Origin of the sequence: Arthrobacter sp. efr-133-R2A-63, assembly GCF_030209795.1 — a bacterium.
GTDB lineage: Bacteria > Actinomycetota > Actinomycetes > Actinomycetales > Micrococcaceae > Arthrobacter > Arthrobacter bambusae_A.
On the sequence record NZ_JARVRG010000011.1, the window covers coordinates 18,968 to 39,347 of the forward strand.

16 protein-coding genes are annotated in these 20,380 nt (G+C 62.6%); 5 read left to right on the forward strand and 11 right to left on the reverse strand.

The window, feature by feature from the left end:
* Nucleotides 1-286: 286 nt before the first annotated feature.
* The gene (locus QRN45_RS05770) at nucleotides 287-577 is read right to left on the reverse strand and encodes a single-stranded DNA-binding protein (RefSeq protein ID WP_284762638.1); all 291 of its coding nucleotides are present in this window, start codon (nucleotides 575-577) and stop codon (nucleotides 287-289) included.
* A 168-nt stretch (nucleotides 578-745) separates the two neighbouring features.
* Nucleotides 746-1,681: a LysR family transcriptional regulator gene (locus QRN45_RS05775; RefSeq protein WP_284762639.1), complete on the reverse strand. Its 936-nt coding sequence runs from the start codon at nucleotides 1,679-1,681 to the stop codon at nucleotides 746-748.
* A 125-nt stretch (nucleotides 1,682-1,806) separates the two neighbouring features.
* Here QRN45_RS05775 and QRN45_RS05780 point away from each other — a divergent pair, with 125 nt between their 5' ends.
* The gene (locus tag QRN45_RS05780; protein ID WP_284762640.1) at nucleotides 1,807-2,946 is read left to right on the forward strand and encodes a PrpF domain-containing protein; all 1,140 of its coding nucleotides are present in this window, start codon (nucleotides 1,807-1,809) and stop codon (nucleotides 2,944-2,946) included.
* 57 nt (nucleotides 2,947-3,003) lie between these two features.
* Nucleotides 3,004-4,314 (forward strand): C4-dicarboxylate transporter DctA, encoded by a 1,311-nt coding sequence (dctA, locus tag QRN45_RS05785; RefSeq protein WP_284762641.1) that lies wholly within the window; start codon nucleotides 3,004-3,006, stop codon nucleotides 4,312-4,314.
* 431 nt (nucleotides 4,315-4,745) lie between these two features.
* On the opposite strand, the gene QRN45_RS05790 is transcribed toward dctA, so the two are convergent.
* The 4 genes from QRN45_RS05790 to QRN45_RS05805 form a co-directional block, all read right to left on the reverse strand.
* Complete coding sequence (locus QRN45_RS05790; RefSeq protein WP_284762642.1) at nucleotides 4,746-7,100, reverse strand: N,N-dimethylformamidase beta subunit family domain-containing protein; 2,355 nt, start codon at nucleotides 7,098-7,100, stop codon at nucleotides 4,746-4,748.
* A 5-nt stretch (nucleotides 7,101-7,105) separates the two neighbouring features.
* Nucleotides 7,106-7,453, reverse strand: coding sequence for a N,N-dimethylformamidase alpha subunit family protein (locus QRN45_RS05795; RefSeq protein WP_241708006.1), 348 nt, complete (start codon nucleotides 7,451-7,453; stop codon nucleotides 7,106-7,108).
* A 437-nt stretch (nucleotides 7,454-7,890) separates the two neighbouring features.
* Entirely contained in the window at nucleotides 7,891-9,297 is a 1,407-nt protein-coding gene (locus QRN45_RS05800; protein WP_284762643.1) for an APC family permease, read from the reverse strand.
* Nucleotides 9,298-9,420: 123 nt separating this feature from the next.
* Nucleotides 9,421-10,584 carry a N,N-dimethylformamidase beta subunit family domain-containing protein gene (locus QRN45_RS05805; protein WP_284762644.1) on the reverse strand — a complete coding sequence of 388 codons (1,164 nt, stop codon included), beginning with the start codon at nucleotides 10,582-10,584 and terminating at the stop codon, nucleotides 9,421-9,423.
* Nucleotides 10,585-10,942: 358 nt separating this feature from the next.
* Here QRN45_RS05805 and QRN45_RS05810 point away from each other — a divergent pair, with 358 nt between their 5' ends.
* The 3 genes from QRN45_RS05810 to QRN45_RS20995 all read left to right on the forward strand — a co-directional run bounded on the left by QRN45_RS05810 (nucleotide 10,943) and on the right by QRN45_RS20995 (nucleotide 13,744).
* The gene (locus QRN45_RS05810; RefSeq protein ID WP_284762645.1) at nucleotides 10,943-11,929 is read left to right on the forward strand and encodes a response regulator transcription factor; all 987 of its coding nucleotides are present in this window, start codon (nucleotides 10,943-10,945) and stop codon (nucleotides 11,927-11,929) included.
* 457 nt (nucleotides 11,930-12,386) lie between these two features.
* Nucleotides 12,387-13,643 (forward strand): IS110 family RNA-guided transposase, encoded by a 1,257-nt coding sequence (locus QRN45_RS05815; protein ID WP_284762666.1) that lies wholly within the window; start codon nucleotides 12,387-12,389, stop codon nucleotides 13,641-13,643.
* Between the two features lie 26 nt (nucleotides 13,644-13,669).
* Nucleotides 13,670-13,744: a hypothetical protein gene (locus QRN45_RS20995; RefSeq protein ID WP_502870697.1), complete on the forward strand. Its 75-nt coding sequence runs from the start codon at nucleotides 13,670-13,672 to the stop codon at nucleotides 13,742-13,744.
* Nucleotides 13,745-14,155: 411 nt separating this feature from the next.
* Here the strand turns inward: QRN45_RS20995 and QRN45_RS05820 are convergent, their stop codons facing one another.
* The 5 genes from QRN45_RS05820 to QRN45_RS05840 form a co-directional block, all read right to left on the reverse strand.
* On the reverse strand, nucleotides 14,156-15,649 hold the full coding sequence (locus tag QRN45_RS05820) for a glycoside hydrolase family 32 protein (protein WP_284762646.1): 1,494 nt from the start codon (nucleotides 15,647-15,649) through the stop codon (nucleotides 14,156-14,158).
* A 222-nt stretch (nucleotides 15,650-15,871) separates the two neighbouring features.
* Nucleotides 15,872-17,428 carry a glycoside hydrolase family 32 protein gene (locus QRN45_RS05825; RefSeq protein WP_284762647.1) on the reverse strand — a complete coding sequence of 519 codons (1,557 nt, stop codon included), beginning with the start codon at nucleotides 17,426-17,428 and terminating at the stop codon, nucleotides 15,872-15,874.
* Entirely contained in the window at nucleotides 17,425-18,495 is a 1,071-nt protein-coding gene (locus tag QRN45_RS05830; RefSeq protein ID WP_241708012.1) for an ATP-binding cassette domain-containing protein, read from the reverse strand. Before QRN45_RS05830 ends, QRN45_RS05825 begins: the two co-directional genes overlap by 4 nt.
* Complete coding sequence (locus QRN45_RS05835) at nucleotides 18,492-19,454, reverse strand: ABC transporter ATP-binding protein (RefSeq protein ID WP_241708013.1); 963 nt, start codon at nucleotides 19,452-19,454, stop codon at nucleotides 18,492-18,494. The genes QRN45_RS05830 and QRN45_RS05835 overlap by 4 nt, the downstream gene beginning before the upstream one ends.
* Nucleotides 19,451-20,377: an ABC transporter permease gene (locus QRN45_RS05840; RefSeq protein ID WP_284762648.1), complete on the reverse strand. Its 927-nt coding sequence runs from the start codon at nucleotides 20,375-20,377 to the stop codon at nucleotides 19,451-19,453. Before QRN45_RS05840 ends, QRN45_RS05835 begins: the two co-directional genes overlap by 4 nt.
* Between the last annotated feature and the right edge of the window lie 3 nt (nucleotides 20,378-20,380).

Genomic DNA, 20,380 nt, shown 5'->3' on the forward strand with positions numbered 1-20,380 from the left:
CGAGGTGCGAAACTGTTCGAAGTCTTGACCACATTCACCGCAAGTCTTCCCTTTCACGATTCTTCATCGGGGTGGCATTACGTCGCGACATGACGTGCCGTGAGACGGTGCTCACGGCGACGACCTTTGGTGCCAGAGGTGTGCACGATGCGGATGTTCAAATGATGCACGTGCTCCTTCAGCGGGTCGAGGGATGAGGATTGTTATACCGCTTGCGTTGCCTGCTTAGATGGACGCGGATGCGGCGCGACCGTAGAAGGCGTCCAGGGCGACGTAACCGAATTTTCTAGGTACGTGACCGTTTCCTGGCTGAGCGCGATGAGTTGTGGGATGAGATCCGCAGGGACGCGGCGACGTTCTCGGCCATATCCCGCCACACAGTGGCCCGGAGGAAAAGCGTCTCCCCGTCTATCCACTCATTGGAGGCCGGATCGAAGGTACGAGGCGTCGAAGCAATCGTGAAGTTCGCGACGGGAGTGCCTTCAGTGTTCCCGAACCCACGGGAAACGGGAGAAAATCTCAGTTCTGGATCCGCATTTAGATTTTCGATCACTGTAATGGTTGTTTCGCCGGCCATGATGTGTGTCAGTTTCCGAAGTCGCCTGCACGGGATTGCCAGAAGTCCTCTGCCCTCGGAATCAGGCAGCGGTCATTTCGGTATGGGCCGACCGATCCGCCAGAGGGCACACGTGCCTACGTTGATGGCTCAAGGAACGAGAATCCGCGCGTAGTGGCGGCACGGGACTTACGAACTGGGGTTGCCTGATGCGAGTGCGGTGCTTTGCAAGCGTTTCGCCGTTGCCCGGAATACGGACGAGGCTTGCTGCCCGGCGGGGCTGAGTCTGCGGTTGGCGAGGTGGGCGAGGAGGATCCTTCGCGTCGGGGAGCTGGCGAGTGGAATGGCGATGATGTCGGGGCGGAGCGCACTCAGGGCTAGCTGCGGGGCCAGGGCGATGCCAATGCCCGCGGCGACCATGCCCTGCGTCTCTTGATAGTCGTTGGCCGCGAAGGCGATGCGCGGTTCGAATCCGGCATCGCGGCAGACCCGTCGGAGGACGTCGGCCACGGGGTGTTCGTCGCGGACGATCCACTCCTGGTCTCTCAGCGTGTCGATCCGCACGGCGCGACGCGCCGCGACAGGGTGGTCGCACGGTACGAGCAGCATGGTGGGGTCGTTCATGAGCCGAACGACGTTCAGGTCCTCGTCCTCGATGCGCTCCCATGGGTAGTCCCACAGCAGCGTGAGCTCGATGTCCCTTCGCCGCAGCCGTTCGAGCAGGCCGTCCCGTCGCGCGCTGACCACCGTGACGGCGACCTCTGGATGGCGCGCGCGGAAGGCGAGCACGACGTCGGGCATGAGGGAAGCGCCGACGGTGGGGAACGTCCCCATTCGCAGTTGGCCTCGCCGCAGCCCGGCGAACTCGCCCATCTCGGCCCGGGCAGCCTCGATTGTCCTGTCGATGTCGTCCGCATATCGCAGGAGCGCCTGACCTGCATCGGTGAGCACGACGCCCCTTGGATGGCGGTCAATCAGGGCGACGCCCACTTCGTGTTCAAGCTTTGCGATCTGCTGGGAGACGGCTGACGTTGTGAAGGACAGGGCCGTCGCGGCGGACGTCAGTGAGCCGGAACGGCTTACCTCGCGGAGCAGATGAAGTCGGTGCAGGTCAAGGTCGGCCATGCATTGAGTTTAGCAAAAGTGAACGGTAGTCGAGAATTCTGTGATTGTGCTGAACTCTCGGGGCGTGGATCGTAGAAGGAGCAGGCGCCGTGAGGCGTGACTACGACACGTGAAGGAAAGAGACCATGCAACTCCGCGGTCATTGGTACCGGGGCGGCACGAGCAAGTGCTGGCTCTTCAACGCCGAAGACGTGGCACCTCACGCCGGGAGCCGCGAGGAGATCCGCAACCTGCTGGCCGATGCCTTCGGCGCAGCGGATGCCCGCCAGCTCGACGGCGTCGGCGGCGGCACCTCAACGACGTCGAAGGCTGCGGTCATCCGCGCCACCCCCGAGGGGCCGGCGGACCTCGACTACCTCTTTGCCCAGGTCGGGATCGGTGATCCCACCGTGGAACTCGGTTCCAATTGCGGGAATTGCGCCACCGCGATCGCCCTGTACGCGGTGCAGTCGGGTGTCGTTCCTCCCCGGGCGGGAACAACGCGGGTCAGCATGCGCAACCTCAACACGGGAGCCGTGCTGAGCGGCACGATCGCGACCCCGGGCGGCCGCATCCCGACGTCGGGCATGGCAAAGGTTCCGGGCAGCAGCGCGCTGGGCGTGCCCGTCAGCCTCTCGTTCCACGCCCCGTGGGGGCGGACGACGGGCGCGGTTCTGCCGACGGGAACCGTGACCGACGAAATCTCTGCCGGCGGAACCACTCTTACGGCGACCCTGGTTGACGCCGGGGCGCCGGCCGTGCTGATTCCGGCTGACGAAGCAGGCATCGACCTGTCGTCGATGACCGGCAATCTGTCCGAGCACCTGCCCACGCTCGTGGCAGCCCGCGCGTCGGCGGGTCTGATGATGGGCTTGAGGAAGCCTGAAGATCCTGCGCAGAACGCTGTGCCGAAGGTCGGCGTCGTGGCAGCGCCCGGCGACTACACCGCAGCCGACGGAACGAGGATCGCGGCGGACAGCCACGATCTGCGGGTGCGGATGCTCTCGATGCTCGCGCCCCACCCCGCCATCGGCCTGACGTCCGCCGTGGCAGTTTCCCTCGCTGCTGCCCTGCCTGGATCGGTGGTGGCCAAGGCGCTGCGCCCGGCAGACAGTGCTCACCAAGGGCGCCGGCTTCTGCGCATCGGAACGCCTGCCGGTGTCATCACCACCGAGGTCGTCAGCAACGACAACGGTTGCGTCAGCGAGGTCGCCCTCCACCGGGCGGCCCGCCAACTCGCCGTCGCCGACATCGACGTCGCTCAGCCTGTGGCACAGACTGCCTAGCCCCTTCAATCCGCCCTAGCCATCATTTGATGCGGCATTCACCCAGGAAGTTGTTCAATGAAGATCAAATCCATTCTCGGACACCTCTATGTCCAGGTACTCATCGGCGTCGCGCTCGGCATCCTCGTCGGCGCGCTGTGGCCCGACCTCGGTTCCTCCCTTAAGCCGCTCGGCGACGGTTTCGTGAAGCTTGTGAAGTTCATGATCGCGCCGATCGTCTTCTGCACCATCGTCAGCGGTATCACCTCCCTGACCGACACCAAGAAGGTCGGCCCGACCCTGATCCGTTCACTGGGCTTGTTCTACGTGCTCACGTTGGTGGCACTGGCCATCGGCTTGGGTGCGGTCATGCTCTTCCAGCCGGGCGTAGGCATGCACATCAACCCGGCCCACCTCGATACTTCGGTCGCCTCGAAGTACACAACCCAACTGCCCAGCAGCAACCCTGCCGACTTCCTGCTGAGCATTATCCCCACCACCTTTATCGGAGCCTTTGCCGACGGCGAAGTCCTGCCCGTGCTCGTCATCGCGCTGCTTTGCGGCTTCGCCTTCAGTAAGCTCGGCGCACCGGGCCAGCTGGCCCTGAACGTGGTCAACAGCTTCAACAAACTGCTGTTCGTCGTGTTCGGCTACCTCATGAAGGTCGCCCCCATCGGGGCGTTCGGCGCCATGGCGTTCACGGTTGGCAAGTACGGAGCCCACTCGATCGGCAATCTTGGAATGTTGATCCTCGCCTTCTACGCCGCGTGCATCATCTTCGTGGTCCTCGCCCTCGGCATCCTCGCAAAGCTCACCGGTTTCAGCCTCTGGCGGATCCTGCGCTACTTCCGCGACGAGTTCCTCATCGTCCTCGCCACATCCTCAAGCGAGCCCGTCCTTCCGCGCCTGCTCTCCAAACTCGAGCGCCTCGGCTGCGACCGCGGTGTAGTCGGCCTCGTGGTCCCGACCGGCTACTCCTTCAACCTCACCGGCACCGCGGTCTATCTCACGCTCTCCTCGATGTTCATTGCCCAGGCCTGCGACATCCATCTCAGCTGGGACCAGATCCTGCTCATGCTCGGAATGATGCTGCTGACCTCCAAAGGTGCAGCGGGCGTGACGGGCAGCGGTTTCGTCGCCCTCGTCGCGACCCTGACGGTCATGCCCACGCTTCCGGTTGCCGGCGTGGCCCTCATCGTCGGCATCGACCGCTTCATGAGCGAAGCCCGCGCCCTCACCAGCACCATGGCCAACATCGTCTCGTGCGTCGCCATTGCCAAGTGGCAGCACGCGCTCGACACCGACAAGCTCCAATCCGAACTCAAAGCTGGCTTCGTGCCCACCGAGGCGGAAAAGCACCAGCTGAGCGAACCCGCCCTGGCCCACTGAGAGAGCCCACCACGAGTCAGGCTCCTACGCTCTGCACAGGGCCTGACGCCAGAGTAAGAAGCACCGAAACATCTCAGAGCAGCCGCCCCGGGAGCCTGCGAAATGCGAACCAACACTCAGGGGTCCCCTCCACAAAGCCGCATCGGACACCAGGCCCTGCATATTCCATCGCAACAGGTAACCCGAAAGTCGGGTGCAGGAGCACGGGTCCGATGCCAACGCGGTGGGGAGCAGAACGCTGCTCCCCGCCGCGTCCCACGGGGACCGGCTCAAAACTGAACTGCTCCCCGTAAGTCAGAACTGAATTCTCAGTCCAACTTTCGGGGAGCAGCTCATCTTGAAGATGGCCCGCCGTCTGCACTCCTGTCCAGCAGGTGCTTTCTAGAAGTGGCCGGGCTGGTGGCGCGCCGATCCGGTTTTTGGATCGAGAATCAGCTCCCAGCTGGCTGGAATGAGCTTTCGCTGAGGATTTCCCGGAGCGCTTCGGTCCTGCGGAAGCGCCTGAGGACGTTGCCGGTGATCTTAGCGACGTTGTTGTCGTAGTTGTTGTGGGACAGTGCCGCGGTGTAGGCGATGGAGCCGACGGAGAAGAAGCCGCCTCCGCCGTCCAGTGCGCAGTACACGATGTCGGAACGGACTCCGGGTTGCTCTGTGGCTCCGATGCCGGGAATGGATTCGTAGACTTCTTCTGCGGCCAGGAGGTACGCGTCGGAAAGGGGCCCGGAGGTGGCGAGTACGAGGGTGCCGGGCGGTGAACCCAGTCCGGGCTGGTAGCAGTCGACCTCGGCGCCTGCGGCTCCGCCGCCCATGATGCCGAAATCGCCGATGTGTTCGTCTTCGCCGATTCCCTGGAAGATGAACCCGGCGGCCGGTGAGTGGCTGTCCTCGAGCCGCTCATAGTAGGTGCAACGGTCAAAGCCCTGAGCGGCGAATCCTACTCCTGCGAGCTTCTGGGGCGGCAGACCCTTGTTCCTCCAGATCCCGGCAAGTTCACCGGAAGTGGCGTGGCGCTTGTCTCCATACGGGGATTGGTGGGGGCGCGTGCCACCGTCCGAGCGTCGGAGTTCCATCAGATGTGGTTGTTCGGGGTCGAAGGAGATGGTGGCGTAGAAACCGTTGCCGCCCAGGTACATGAGTCTGCCGCCGTTGGATGTGAACTCCTCCAGCGCTGTGAGCTCGTTGCGCGTCACATACTCGGGATGGCTGCCGGTGATGACCACCTGGTAGTCGCGGAGCAGGTCGTAGCCTTCGCGGTCGAGGTCCTCATCGGTGATGGCATCGAAGTCGCAGTTCTCGACTTCGAGCCAGTGCACGATGCACAAGTCCGCTGGAAGCCCCCACACACCTTCTGCCTGGAACCATGCACGGTGTTTGGGCTGCAGGGTCAGGATGGGTTTGCGGACGCTGCCGAAGACGACCCCGGACCCGTCGTTGTGGATCTCATAGCAGGAGCGCCCGAATTCGGGATGGTCCTGGAGCGTGAGGTCTTCGCGGTCGAGAATGGGGGTGCGGCTGACGATAATTTCGGCGCCGTCTGCTTCGAAGGCAATCCGGTCGTTGGCGTAGGCCAGATACGTGGCGGTAGAGAAGAGCACGGCGACGTCGTTTTTCTTTTGGCCTGCCCGGACGAAGAAGGGAAGGTACTGCTCTGCTCCGTCCGCGGTGAGTTTGGCTGCGTACACTCCGCTGGGCAGGTCCGAGGGAACGTTCAGGGTGAACGCGGCCGGCCAGCCGGCGTCGGTGATGTCGTCATCGTGGAAGTGGATCGCATCATATTCATCGGGAACCAGCCGGAAGTCGTCGATGAGACCTGTGAACGAATGGCCCGCTACGGCGCGGGTGGGTGCGTTGTGGCATCTCCCGTGGAGCTGGTTTGTGGATTGGTCGAGTACGTCCCACAGGAGCAGTCCGTCCTCGCGGCGGCTGCGCCCAAAGTGCCAGTCAGCGATGGTGTCGGTCGTGCCCGGGGTGGAGCGCTGGATCGAGACGCCGCCGACCTTGCCGTTGAAGCCGTTGGCCGCGAGCCATCGTTCCCCGTCCGACCGGGCGCCGGCACCGATGCGGAACGGAGCGTCCGCGACTGCGGATGCGGACGGTCGGGCGGCCACGACTTTTTCTTCGGGCTCCAGGGGCAGCGCCTGGTCGGTGTACCGGTTCATGATGTTGGACAGCGGAGCCTGGATGAGGCGGATGCGGCCGGCCGCCGCGTCGACTTCGACGTGGAGCGTGTACCAGTGATGGCCTTCCAAGGGGCTGTCCAGTGAAACGGACTTTACGGCCCCTTGTTCGCTCCAGATGAAGGTGGGTCGCCCGGCATCCAGGACAAGCGCGTAACCGGTAGCGGATTCCTCTGCCCAGTTTCCCAAGATGACCTGCCGGTCGTTTCCGCCCCCGAACGAGTTCTGGGTGACGTGGTAGGCGCCGAAGTTCCCGGAGCGCGAGCTCAAGGGCAGGGTGGGGTATACCTTGGCCCGGATGACCAGTCCCTCCGGGCTGGTCAGCAGTGAGGAAGGGTCGGGTATCTCGACGTAGGATCCTGGCTGGCAGGCGTACTTCGTCCCCTTTTTTTCACCATCGATTTCTGAACGGACCGGTGCTTCGAGGAATCCCGGTCCGGCTTCGCCGGTGAACCCGTGGCGTAGCCGGACCAGCGACGCCTGGTAGGCGGAGGCTCCTTCGCAGCTGACGTGGAAGGAGAGGCTCTCTCCGGGGCGGGCAGCGAAGCGGTCGGTGTAGCCGAAGATTTTCGGTTCGGGCCGGGTCTCTGGTTTGGGTGCTGCGGTCATTTTGTTTAGCTCTCCAAAAAATTCTTGCGGCGCAGCGAGAACACTCGGCGCAGCGCGTCTTCGTAACTGTGGAATGTTCCCGGCAGGAGGAGGAGATTTCCTGGTGCTCCGAGGGTGATCCTGCCGATGCCCCACGGCCCGTTGGGGCCAAGGTTCAGGATGATCTCCTTGCCGTTGGCGGAGGCATTCCCGAGTGCCCGCACGACGCGGGCTGTCTTGTCGTCGTGGGGGCCTAATGGGCAGCGGTCGTAGGCGGCTGTTACGTCGCCTGTAAAGTCGCGACGGAGCCGGGATGAGAAACGTTCCTCGAAAATGCTCATGAGCTCGGATGAGCGGTCCGCGCTGGTACGCATCACTTCGCCCCGGTTCGGCCACGGTGGAAGTAGCCAGGCTTTGGACTGGTCCGCGGAGTCATGTAAGGGTCTCGCTTTCGTTGTTGAGGTGGTGCCGGTCGTGCGACGGGCTGGCTGGCAGGGAAACAGCCTGCTTGCGTTGACCGTGCCCAGACGTTTGTTGGCTATAACTTCCACGGTATGACCGGGCTGGCTGTGGAGGTATCGGTAGTTGTACGTACCGGTCGGGTCGCTCACGGAGTTGGTTTAGGTGGTGGCCCGGCCGTGGAGTTTCACGGACATTGATCAGCCGAAGCACCCTCTCACGGACCCAGCCGTGGATTGGCCCCGCTGAACCCGGTGTCCGCGAGCTGTACCGGATCACCGGTTCTGGCTTGAGAGTCAGAACCGGTGATCCTTCCCCAGAAGGCGGCTGCAGGGTTGGTCTCGGCGGGGATTTAGAGGCCGTCTTCCGTTTCAAGCGTGCGGCCGGACCGTTTCAGAATGAGTGCGACGACGGTGCCGATGGCCAGCCATGAGATGCCGATGATTTTGGCCAGGATGTTGGTGCTGTAGAGCGCGTATCCGAGCACGACAATGCCGAGCACGGGAGAGATCCAGTGGATGAAGTACTTCCTGCTGGACTGACGTACGCCGAAGTGGATAATGACGCTGATGTGAAGCAGGATGTAGGCCGTGAGGGCGCCGAAGGTGACCATGGTGACGATGACATCGATCTGTCCCACTCCCAGCACTCCGATGATGGTGGTGAGGATCGTCACTACGATCATGGCCGCTGTCGGGACCTGGTGCTTTTTACTCACGACGGCCAGACGGCGGGGCAGCTGGCCGTCACGGGCCATTGCGAAGATCATCTTCGATGTGGTGGCGTGGGAAACCAGGACGTTGGCGAACAGTGCGATCATGGCTGTGATCAGGGTGAAGACGATCTTGAACCAGGGGGCCACTACGGTTTCGGCGATGTAGTAGAAGGCGTTGTTCACCGCGTCGCCGTCGGCGAATGGCGTGTTGTTGGGGACAAACAGGGCCGCCAAATAGACCTGTGCGACGAATAACGCGATCACGAGCCACAGGACGATCATGGTTGCTTTCGACACGGTTTTTCCGCCGCCCTTGGCTTCCTCGTTGAGCGTCGAAATCGCGTCGAAGCCGATGTAGCTCAGGGCAGCGACCGGGATGGCCGTGAAAACGAGGTCCCAGGAGAAGAATTCAGGTTGGTAGAACGGGGCAAGGCTGAACTGCGCCCGCCCTTGGGCGATCGCGACCAGGGCCCCGCCGACGAAAACGATGAGCGCCGCGCCCTGGATGATCAGGAAGATCATGTTCATCCGGGCCGTGACAACGATGCCGCGGAGATTGATAAAGGCCACCACAACGAGGAAACCTATGACCCAAATCCAGCCCGGAACATCGGGCATGAGCGCTGCCATGGCGGACGCTGCGAGAATCAACAGCAGCGCCGGCAGGAGCAGGTAGTCCAGGAGGATGGCCCACCCCGACAGGAACCCCACGAACTTCGTGGTACCTAGGCGGACATACGAATATACGGACCCGGCAACGGGGTACTCCTTGGCCATTTCCTTGTAGCTGACGGCGCTAAAGTACATGGCAATTCCGGCAACGAGGTAGACCAGCGCGGCCATGCCGTGGGAGAAATTGAAGATGGTACCGAACACGGCCACCGGGGCCAGCGGGACCATGAAGATGAGGCCGTAAACGACGACATCGGTCAAGGTCATGGTGCGGTTGAGCTCTTGCTTGTAGCCGAGCGCCCCTAGTTTTTGCTCTTCGACGTCGTTGACTCCGGCGTCGTCGGGCGACGTAGCAATACTTTCGCTTTTCATGGGCTATCTGTGCCTCTCGGAAGAATCCTAGACTTGGGCTGTGGATTCCGTAAGTGGATCTGGGTTAGTTGGATGAGCGGTTGGTGGGTGCTCAATGATGCGACTTGGCCTCGTGGGCGGAACTCAATCGGGTGCGGCCCCCGTGCCGTCTGCCCTGTGCAACGTCGGTTGTCTCGGCGGCGAGACGACAAACGGGACATATTCCTCGGTATTCGCGGCGCGTATCCGCACGGCATAGAACCCGCTTTCCAGGGATTCCGGGACTGCGAGGGTGATCTGCGACTGCCATCTCTCGGGATCAGGCCGCCTGTCCAGCAGACGGATGGCGCCGTACCTTTCCGGCGCGGTCCTGAAGTTTTCGATCGCGTTGCCAAGATGCCCCTGGACCGCCCTCAGCGGTGCATTCACGCAGCGGGCGTCAAAAGAACCGGTGATGTCGGGCACTTCATCGGGGTGGATGCCGTCGTCGGAAAGCCCTTGGGAGAAATCCCATGCCGCAAGTAGGGCAGGAGAGTCCAAGCGCCGGGCGTGCAGCCCCGGCAGATCCGAGGCACTTGTTGCGTTCGCGATGGCGTAGGGGGATTCAATCGTTCCCCTGAAGGATTCTTCGGCAGCCGTCCAGTGTGAAGTGAGCTTGGCGCTGGCGCCGATCATGATCGGCGCGGGCGGCAGCTGCGCGAGTCTGCAATGATCAGTTGTTGTCCGGGTTTTGCGGGCTCTCGGGGACGCTATACGTCGGGACCCCACGCCCGCGGAGCATGGTTTCTGAGACAGGGCCCCGAGACCTGATGCGAGGTCGTAGGTCGCGGCCACTTCGTACCAGATGCCCGGCTGGAGAGGTTCGGGGATGCTGAGCTCCATCCTGGCCTCGCCGTGGCCGGCCAAAAGCGTCAGCTTTCCCTTCTGAAGGAATATTCCGAATCCCGCGCCCATGCTTGTGTCCCACGCGGTGAGAACCGCTTGCCGGGCGGCCGTCGGCGCGTCGGAGCGTATGAAAGCCCCGAAGGTAACGCCAGCAGCCCCGCTGAAGACATTTTCGCTGCCTGGCACTTCCAGGTAGGGGTGGCGGCAAATTCCATGCCGGCGGCGTTCATATCGTGCATTGATACTGCTGCGCACCGCAGTTCCTCCCAGCTCCGGATTCGCTTCTTCGCCTCGGCTGCCTTTGAGACGCAGCAGCTGCGTCTCAAAACTGGATGCGCCCCGGCAAGTGATGGTGAAACAGATGCCCGCCGACGGGCTGACAGTGAACCGGTCCGCCTGCCCGTGAAGCTCAGGAGCGGCCATCGCTCAGGTCCTTCGTTCCGGCCTTGCCGCCGCACGAGGCGGGTCGGATTCGCTGATCGAGTAGGCAACTGTGCCCGCACGCCATGATGGCTTCACCGGGTTTTGGCTCAATGCTTTTCACTTTGTGCTCTTTCACGACCGATACAAGGCTCACCGCTTTGTGTAATCAAGCCTATGAATGCGGCCGCGCCTGCAGTATCGGTATTTATACGTACTGCCGAGCAACCGGGCGGACGAAGGCATGGAAATCACGGGGGCCGTTCAGATGTTGGAACCCGGGCATGAGCGACCCGGATCGTGAGCCGTATAATTAAGCCGCATACCCGGAGGACACGTTCCTCCTGTCTTGGAGGCCTTGATGGTCAGCGGAAAGTCCCGGATTCTGCTCAAGGCGGCTTTTGCTGCCGGTGCGGCGCAATATCACCTTGACGGTGCTGACCAGATCCTGCACATCCTGGCCGATGGCACCAGGCATGACGCTGCGGCGTTGCTCTTCTGGGACCCAGTCCAGGCCCGGCATGATGTCTTGGCAAATGATGGCTACCAGCCGGAAACCCTGGCCGCGTTGGGCGACCCTTACGCTGCAACCAAGGCGCATCGGAAGCTGTTGAAACTGCATCGACCGTTGCGCATTGATGACTTGAAGTACGACTACCGGGAAACCCGTCTGTATCAGACCGCGCTGGCACCGGCAGGCTTTTCCGATGGGATGAGCACGTGCCTGATTTCCGACGATGGCCAATACTCGGGAATGCTCCATCTCTCGGCCGCTCATTTCCACAACTTCGACGATGACGCCCGGGACCTCATCGGCGCTCTCTCACCGATCGTCGCTGAGCTGTGCCGACGTCAAACCGCGGGTTACCCCACGCTCCGGCTTCGGGAAGATTGCAAAGCCGCCCTCTTCGACGGACAGGACGATCCCCGCCCCGTCATCTCCAGGGACATGAGCAGCGTGGTCTTCCGGCCGCATTTCCGCGAATTCGTCGCCCGGTTCCTCGCAGGCGACGCAGCTTCCGTCTCAGGGCTGTGGGCCACGGACAACGGCACGGTCGCCCTGGAAATCACCCGCACGGCCGCGGCATGGGCAGGACACCGCGACGTTGCCCTGATCGTTGAAACACCGATGGAACTTCCGTTCGGACTGACCACGAGGGAAGCGGAGGTCATCGATCGGATAACGGCGGGGCGCTCAAATCAGCAGATTGCCTCCGAACTCGGTATTTCCATCCGCACCGTCACAACACACGTGGAGAACATCCTCGTCAAAATGGCACAGGAATCCCGCTCTGGTGTGGCCTCGGTGGCCATCGGTGCGGGCCTGCGTCGGCTCGACCTAAGGTAGCGACCGTCGTTGCGGAGGCGCAACGCAGTCAGGCCCTTCACGGACCTTGGAACAGGATCGGGCGCCAAGGGTTCGTCGTCCGGGCCTGCATTCCAAGATATGGACTGAAGTGCCAGTTGTTTTGTCTTGTAAGTCTTGCGTTTTGAGACGGAGGGGTTATGAGCTGGGGAGCCGCTCCGCGGCGTTGTGGACTTGAGAAAACGGCCTTGTGGCTGGCTTGGGTAGCGGAGGATGATGGCGGTGCCGCGGTCGACGCCGCTGTGTCTTAGTGCGCAGAGCCTGTTTATGAGCATGGTGTGGGGGGCTTCCACGGGAACCGTGGATTGGTGCCGCCAGCCCGGGAGTGTTGGGTCTGACGAGCCCGTTTAGTAGATTCCTGAATCATTTCCCCGCCCTTCCCGCGGCACCTGGCACCGCCAGCCGGTGGTGTTGTTGGACCGGATCCGAGGAGTAGATGATGGAAGTCGTGCACGAGCGCGCCGCAGGAATGGATATTTCCAAACGCGATGCGAAGGTCTGCATTCGGATACCGGGAACGCGGGCAGGAACGTCTAACAGGACAGTTTCTACATATGGGGCGACGACGAATGAGATCGTGCGTCTACGCCGTGATCTGGAGGCAGCCGCGGTGACGGTGGTGGTAATGGAGGCTACCGGCGACTACTGGAAACCTTTCTACTTCCTGCTAGCGCAGACACTGAACGTACTACTGGTTAATGCCAAAGCTGCTCGGAATATCCCGGGGCGGAAGAGCGATGTTTCAGACGCGACGTGGCTGGCGGAGCTCGCCGCCCATAATCTGCTGCGGGCTAGTTTCGTGCCACCCGAACCGATCCGCCAGTTGCGGGATTTGACCCGCACACGATCGAACCTGACGCATGAGCGGACTCGTGAATTCTCACGACTGGAGAAAGCACTGGAGGACTCGGGCATCAAGTTGTCCTCGGTGGTCAGCACGCTGAGCACCCAATCCGCGCGCAGCATCCTCGGAGCTCTTGTATCCGGAGAACGTGACCCGCAGGCCTTAGCTTCGCTGGTGCACGCCTCGATGGGCCGCAAATCCGCAGCGCTGGTCGAAGCCCTCACCGGCCGCTTTACTGACCACCACGCATTCATGGTGCAGCTGCATCTGGACCGCATTGATCAGATCGAGGCGTCCCTCGCGGCCCTCGATATTCGCATCGATATTGTGATGGAACCCTTTTCCTTGGCCCGGGAGCTGCTGATGACAGTCCCTGGAATTTCGAAGAATGTCGCTAACGTCATCATCGCCGAAGCCGGCGTGGACATGAGCGTCTTCGACACTGCAGGCCACCTGGCTTCGTGGGCCGGAGTATGTCCAAGCCAGAACGAGTCCGCCGGACGGATCAAGTCCACTCAAACCCGGCCCGGCGACCATTACCTGAAAGCCGCTCTGGGAATCGCGGCGCTGGCCGTGTCCCGATCAAAAACGACCTATCTCGCCGTGAAATACCGTCGTATTCAGTCCCGTGCCGGCGCCCTCCGTGCGGTAGTCGCAATCCAACACACGCTGCTCGTCATCGTCTGGAACATGCTCCACGACGGTGTCGCCTACGACGAACTTGGCATCGATCATTACGACAAAACGAACCCCGAACGCGCTAGGAAACGTCTCCAACGCAGAATGGTCTCGCTCGGATTCAAACCCATCCTCACCCCACTTTCTGCAGGGAGCCCACCTTCGTTTTCTTAGTAGACACGTCAATCGGACTTCTGACCCTGCAAGACCAAGAACTAATTACTGACTTTGAGAGAACCAGACCCGCCTGGCTACCAACCACCATCTCCAAGTAGGCGGACCAGGAAAGCCGCGCGGGCTTCCACAGATTCCTCGGTGTGTATAGCCCCACACTCTTGGGCCGGGAGGCGTGCAGTCGGTCGCAGCACGAAACCTGAAAGTCAGGCGCCGCCTCCCGGGCCAAATCACCTTCCAAGGACAGGTTGCAGGTCCACATGTCACTCGAGAAGGACTCATTGCTGGCGATCGCGATGGAGTTCTTTTCCTCCACTCGGTGAGGACCGGGAACAGCAGTTCGGCGCGGCGGAGGTAGTGACTGCAGGGCAGCGGCACGGCGTTCAAACGCACGCGCGCCAGGGGACTCTCTATTTCAGGCGCGTGCCCTGGCCGGCAAGCTGAGCCGCCGTCGTCCACCCGCCGCGTTGATTGGGTGGGTCTGAAACCATCCGGCGGTTGGGCAGCCATGGTCAGGCGAGGGTGATGAGCCTGAGCGAAGTGACCTTTGCTGTTCCTCCGGTGGTGTACAGCGATACGCCGGTGCTGGAGGGGTCTGGGAAGACCAGTTCGGTGAGGGTGACTTCTCCGTCTTGGGCGAAGATCTCCACAGAGCAGTGGTCAACGAAAATGCGCAGGTTATACGCTCCATCCACGGCACGCAGGGGAGCGGTGTCGATCGATGCGAAGGCGCTGTGGAACGCCGTGTTGCCTGAGACTGTTCGATCCACGAGCAGTCTGCCGTCACCCGGACGGATGCCGATCCTTATACCTTCGTTGCCGTTGCCGCGGATCACGAGGCCAAATTCCTCTGCGGAACCGGGCACAAACGTTACCTCGATGAGTTGCACGGAGCCCCCGCCTGCCACGGAACGGATGCCATCGACGTCCAGCTCTGTGTAGGCAACTGTGCGGGTAAGCGCTGCGGGGTCAATCACGGCCTGCTGGAGGAGGTGCGGTGCCCCTTCAGAGGTGACGAGCGAGACCTCGCGTACAAGCGACATGGGGCTTCGCCACGGGGAGGTTGGAATGTCGTTGCCGTACTGCCAGTTGTTCATCCAGGCCATCATGAGCCGGCGACCGTCCGGAACGTTGCTGAAGGACACAGCCGCGTAGTAGTCCCGGCCCCAGTCGAGCCAAAGATACTCGGCCATGTGCGCCGGATCCTGGTCGCCTTCAGTGACCGTGGTTTCGGACCTGAACGTCACGCCGTCAAAGTCTCCCACGAAGTACTGTCCAGCAGATCCTCCGTTCGGCCCGCCGGGATTGAGGTTAACGGTCAGCACCCATCTGATCAGGTCCTCGTTCCCGTCAAGTGGCAGAGGAAACAGGTCAGGACATTCCCAGACTCCGCCAGTAGCGTTGGCCGGCCCAAAACTGCTGAGGTAGTCCCAGCTCTTCAGGTCACCCGAACGGTACATCACGACCGTGAAATCCAGTGCCTCGACAGCGACCATTACCCAATAGGCACCGGCCGGGCCGTTGTAGCGGAACACCTTCGGGTCGCGGAAGTTCGCGGAATTGCGGTTCAGGACCGGGTTTCCGTGGTACTTGGACCAGGTGTAGCCGCCGTCCGTGCTCCACGCGAGTGACTGGGCCTGGATCCCGGCGTGCTGTGAGTTCTCCTTGTAGGCACTTGTGTAGATGGCGACCAGGGGTGCAGCAGTTCCGTCGCCGAAGCCGCTGGTGTTGTGCTGGTCGTAAACGACGCTGCCGGAGAAGATGTCCTCGTATTCGTCGCAGGCAATAGCGACGGGTTGCTCTGTCCACGTGATGAGGTTCGTGGAGGTGGCGTGCCCCCAGGACATGTTTCCCCAGACATTCCCAAAGGGGTTGTTCTGGTAGTAGAGGTGGTAATTACCCTCGTAGTAGATGAGGCCGTTGGGGTCATTGAGCCAGGTGTCCTTGCTGGCGTAATGCATCGCCGGCCGGAAAGCCTCACGTGTGGGCGCGGTTACCGCAGTCATGAATCAAAGTCTCGTTTCATTTCGTCTTCCTGAGGAAGGGTGGGTGCGGCCATCCAGCCGGCGAACGGCGCGGGGCGCTGTTCGGCGGCTGGGGTTGGCAGTTGCTCCTGTATAGGTCGTACGTCCGCTTCGCGGCGGGATGCCCCCGGCCATGAGCTGGATGTCTTACGTGATTGAGCGATTTGGAGATGACTCCAAAGGCGGGAGAGGTCGGATCCTGAGTTAGGGGAAGAGGTTCCGAGCTCCTCCAAAGATCTCAGCCATGGTCCAGGCATCGAAGGAGAGCAGCCTCACGGTACCTTCGGCGGTCAGGCTCACGTGCTCGCCGGCCAGGGTCGGGTAAACGCGGGCGGTGAGCGGCTTGCCGTTGGCGAAAATTTCGACGGCGGACCGGTCCACCAGGACGCGCAGGTGCACCCGGCCGTCGGGCATCGGGAGTGGTCCGGCCTTGTCGTCGACATCAACGGTTGGATCGAGGCTGCTCTGAGTACGGTCGAGGCGGAGTGTGCCTTGGCTGCCGCCTTCAGTGGTCCGGCGCAGCTCGATCACTGTTTCCTCCTTGGAACTGCCGGAAACACCATTGTCAGCTGATCCCAGTAAGCCCAGCCGCAGCACGGCACCAGGCTCGAGCTGCAAATCCAGTTCGAGGTCCAGTTGGTTGCCGGACACCCCGGTCGGCACAGGTGCCCCGGGCACCAATTCCTGTACCGGCAGGCCGACGTGGTCCCGGCGCAGCTTCTCGATTTCAGGCACGGGCGCGAACACCAGGGATCCGTCGTCGGCCAGGGCGGTGACGCGCGGCAAACTCATGACGCCCGACCACCCGGCCTCGATCATCGCGGCATTGCTGCGGCCTTCCTGAAGCCAGCCAAACATGATGCGTCGGCCGGACTGATCCTGGAAGGACTGTGGCGCGTAGAAGAACCGTCCTCCGTAGTCGAGCCGATGCAGCCCGGTCGGCTCGAAGGTGTTTTCCGAATAGCGGCCGGTCCAGTACAGCGGGTGTCTGGTGTCGCCGTTGTCCCATGCGGAAAAGACCAGCACGTCGGGCGCGTCGCCAGAAGTAGGAACCGTACCCAACGAGCCCCCGCCTGCCCGAAACAGGTCAACGCATTCCCACATGGTCCCGGTCCAGTCGGTTTCGGCAGGATCGCCCTGGGAGGCGTCGCCGATGAACAGGGGCCCGACGTATTCCCAGGAGCGCAGGTCGCGGGACTCGTACAGGAACGCAGTTCCGCCGCGCCCACGGATGCCCGATCCCACCAACTGCCGCCAGATGGAACCCTCGCGCCAGACGCAGTGATCGCGATACGCCGTGATGTCCACGCCGGCCGGTGGAGCTGCGATGACCGGGTTCTGAGGAATTTTGCTCCAGCTCAGGAGGTCTGCGGATCCGACGGCAACGCAGGACAACTCCTGCTCGCCCAGCCGTCCCGAGTACACCAAGGTGGGTGTTCCGCCGTCGTTCACCAACACCCCCGACCAGCAGCCGTCGGCGTCCGGACCTGCGGACGGTTCCAGTGCCACCGGCTGGTCCGTCCAGCGGACGAGGTCGGTGCTGGTGGCGTGGCCCCACTGGATGCGGTGGTGGAAGGCGCCTTCGGGGTTGTACTGGTAGAAGAGGTGATAGGTGCCGTTCCACTGGCTCACGCCGTTGGGGTCGTTCAGCCAACCGGCCGGGGACACGAAATGGAAGCGCGGCCGAAGGGGGTCCGCATCGGCGCGGGCAATCAGTTCGTCCTGGGGAACGGTGCCGAGTGGGTGCGTCGATTCAGTCATGCGGAGGCCTTGTTATCGGTAGGTTCAGTTGCCAGGGCGTGGCCGCCGGCTCCAGCCTGCGGGCGGTAGAGGTGGCAGCGCACCCAGTGGCGGTTTTCGGGGTCTCCCACACCGTGGCGAACGGGTTCCTCGGCCGAGCAGGCCTGGTTTGGGTCGCCGTCGAAAGCGCAGCTGGTCGAAGCCATCACAGCCTGCCGCAGCTCGGCCCGGCGGACGGGATCGTAGGAGCCCGCCCTGGCCGGATCCGGGACGGCTGAGACCAGCAGTTGCGTGTACGGGTGGGCCGCATTGGCCAGGAGGTCCAAGGACTCGCCCTCTTCAACGAGCTCACCGGCGAACATGACGGCCGTCCGATCCGCGAGGTATCGGGCCGAAGCGAGGTCGTGTGTGATGTAGAGCATGGAGATTCCCTGCTCATCGCGGAGTTTGCGCATCAGGTTCAGAACACCGATGCGGACCGAAACATCCAGCATGGAGGTGGGTTCGTCAGCGAGGATGACCTGTGGTTCCACGGCGAGGGCCCGGGCGATCGCGACTCGCTGGCGCTGCCCGCCGGAGAGCTCGTGCGGGTAGGAGTTCAGCATGTCGGCCTGCAGGCCTACGGTAGTCATAAGCTCCTCGAGTCGCTGCCGTGTCTCTGTCTCGGAGCTGCCGCCCTTCCGGTGGATCGCCAGCGACCTCCGCAGGAAATGCTCCACCCTGTGGGCAGGATTCAGCGAGCCGAAGGGATCCTGGAAGACCATCTGCAGTTGGGAGCGGAAGGCGCGCGATGCCTGGAAGCGGTCGCGCTTGAGGACGTCGACGCCGTCGATCAGGATCTCCCCGGCGCTCGGTCGTTCCAGCCGGGCAACGCAGCGGGCCAGGGTGCTCTTACCCGACCCGGACTCTCCCACGAGGGCCACGATTTCTCCGCGGCCAATGGCCAGGTCTACGCCGTGCAGGGCCCGGACGGACTCCCGGGAGAACAAACCACCTAGAGGGAAAGACTTTCCTAGTCCGCGGACCTCGAGGGCCGCAGCTTCTGTGTCGGCGGAGGGGCGCCGGGATGACAGCACAGCGTGGCTCATCGTGCGGCTCCTTCCATGATGGCGGTGTCAGCCGCTGAAGCGTCGGCACTGACAGGTGCCACGAAATGGCCGGGTGCTGCTTCGGTGAGGTCGGGGATGTTCCGGAACTTCACGCCGTCGGGCAGTCCGGTCAGCGGAACCCGCGGACCGGTGAGCGGTGGGAACGCACCCATGAGGGCCTGAGTGTAGGGGTGGCGGGGGTTGGCGTAGACGTCCTGGGCTTTCGCGGTCTCCACGATCCGGCCTCCGTACATCACGGCCATGCGGTGCGAGAGCTCCACCATGAGGGACATGTCGTGGGTGATGAAGAGGACGGAGAATCCCAGTTCGCGTTGGAGTTCCTTGATTTGGGCCATGATTTCCTGCTGGACCACCACGTCCAGGGCCGTGGTGGGTTCGTCGAGGATCAGCAGCGACGGTTTGAGCGCTACGGCCATCGCGATCACCGCACGCTGGCGCATGCCGCCCGAAAGCTGGTGCGGGTAGGACTTGAGTCGAGCGGGGTCGATCCTGACAAGTTCCAGCAGCTGGCCCGCGCGTCGGAGGGATTCCTTGCGGGAGTAGCCGGCGTGTGTGGTGAAGATGTCCACGATCTGCTCGCCGATGGTGAGCACAGGGTTGAGCGAGTTCATGGCCGATTGGAAGACCATAGCGACGTCCTGCCAGCGGAAGCCCCGCAGTTCCTCCGGGCTCATGGCCAGGACATCCTTGCCGCCGAAGGAGATGCTGCCGCCGGCGATCTTCGCGGGATCCTTCAGGAGGCGCATGATCGAGTTGGCGATGGTGGACTTTCCACAGCCGGACTCGCCCGCCAGCCCGAACACTTCACCGGTGCCGATGCTGAAGGAAACACGGTCGACGGCGGTGGTGGAGCGGGTGTCGCCGATGTACTTGACGCTGAGGTTCTTGACGTCCAGGACGGGTTCATGGGAGCCGAAGGAAACTTGTGAGACTGTCACTTGCCGGCGCTCCTTTCGGTATTCTTTGGGGTTTTGATCTTCCGTAGCCGCGGATTAGTGACTTCGTCCACGGCATAGTTGATGAGGGCCAGTGCGAACGCGACCAGCGCGATGGAGACACCCGAGGGAACGAAGACCCACCAGCTGCCGGTCAGGAGGGCGCCCTCGTTGCCGGCCCAAAAGAGGTTGTTGCCCCAGGAAACGGTGCTCACGTCGCCCAGGCCAAGGAACTCCAGGCCTGCTTGGGCGCCGATGCCGTAAATCACGCAGCCGAGCAGGGTTCCCATGACGATCGATGCCATGTTCGGGAGGATTTCCCGGAACATGATCCGGCCCGCCCGTTCGCCGGACACCACGGCCGCGGCCACGAAGTCCTTTGAGCGGATGGACAACGCCTGGGAGCGCAATACACGTGCCGACCCGGCCCAGCCGGTGACCACGAGCACCAGGATCACGGTTCCCAAACCCGGCGGCAGGAAAGCTGCCAGGATGACAAGGAGCGGGAGTCCGGGCAGGAGCAGGAAGACGTTGGTCACCAGGGACAGTGCTTCGTCAATGAACTTGCCGAAGTACGCCGACGCCAGGCCCACCAAAATGCCGATGAAGGTGGATGCGAAGCCCACAGTCAACCCGACGAACAGGGAACTGCGGGAGCCATGGACAGTCAGGGCAAGCACATCCTGACCTTTGGCCGTGGTGCCGAGCCAGTGCTCGGGAGACGGTTCCAGCGAGGCCATCGCGGTGATCCGCGATGGGTCTCCGGGGAACAGCACGGGGGCCAGCAACGCGAGCGCGATGAACACGAGCATCACGATCATGCCCACCAGGGCCTTCTTGTTGGTGATAAGTCCGTGGACGAAACTGCGGTTGGGCTTGCGGGCAGCTGTGGGCTCAGTGGGCTGCTTGAGAATTGCGGTTGTCATGAT

Excerpts from the sequence above, each read along its gene's own strand:
- QRN45_RS05770 (WP_284762638.1), bottom strand. The coding sequence starts at position 577 with ATGGCCGGCGAAACAACCATTACAGTGATCGAAAATCTAAATGCGGAT.
- QRN45_RS05775 (WP_284762639.1), bottom strand. The coding sequence starts at position 1,681 with ATGGCCGACCTTGACCTGCACCGACTTCATCTGCTCCGCGAGGTAAGC.
- QRN45_RS05780 (WP_284762640.1), top strand. The coding sequence starts at position 1,807 with ATGCAACTCCGCGGTCATTGGTACCGGGGCGGCACGAGCAAGTGCTGG.
- dctA (WP_284762641.1), top strand. The coding sequence starts at position 3,004 with ATGAAGATCAAATCCATTCTCGGACACCTCTATGTCCAGGTACTCATC.
- QRN45_RS05790 (WP_284762642.1), bottom strand. The coding sequence starts at position 7,100 with ATGACCGCAGCACCCAAACCAGAGACCCGGCCCGAACCGAAAATCTTC.
- QRN45_RS05795 (WP_241708006.1), bottom strand. The coding sequence starts at position 7,453 with ATGCGTACCAGCGCGGACCGCTCATCCGAGCTCATGAGCATTTTCGAG.
- QRN45_RS05800 (WP_284762643.1), bottom strand. The coding sequence starts at position 9,297 with ATGAAAAGCGAAAGTATTGCTACGTCGCCCGACGACGCCGGAGTCAAC.
- QRN45_RS05805 (WP_284762644.1), bottom strand. The coding sequence starts at position 10,584 with ATGGCCGCTCCTGAGCTTCACGGGCAGGCGGACCGGTTCACTGTCAGC.
- QRN45_RS05810 (WP_284762645.1), top strand. The coding sequence starts at position 10,943 with ATGGTCAGCGGAAAGTCCCGGATTCTGCTCAAGGCGGCTTTTGCTGCC.
- QRN45_RS05815 (WP_284762666.1), top strand. The coding sequence starts at position 12,387 with ATGGAAGTCGTGCACGAGCGCGCCGCAGGAATGGATATTTCCAAACGC.
- QRN45_RS05820 (WP_284762646.1), bottom strand. The coding sequence starts at position 15,649 with ATGACTGCGGTAACCGCGCCCACACGTGAGGCTTTCCGGCCGGCGATG.
- QRN45_RS05825 (WP_284762647.1), bottom strand. The coding sequence starts at position 17,428 with ATGACTGAATCGACGCACCCACTCGGCACCGTTCCCCAGGACGAACTG.
- QRN45_RS05830 (WP_241708012.1), bottom strand. The coding sequence starts at position 18,495 with ATGAGCCACGCTGTGCTGTCATCCCGGCGCCCCTCCGCCGACACAGAA.
- QRN45_RS05840 (WP_284762648.1), bottom strand. The coding sequence starts at position 20,377 with ATGACAACCGCAATTCTCAAGCAGCCCACTGAGCCCACAGCTGCCCGC.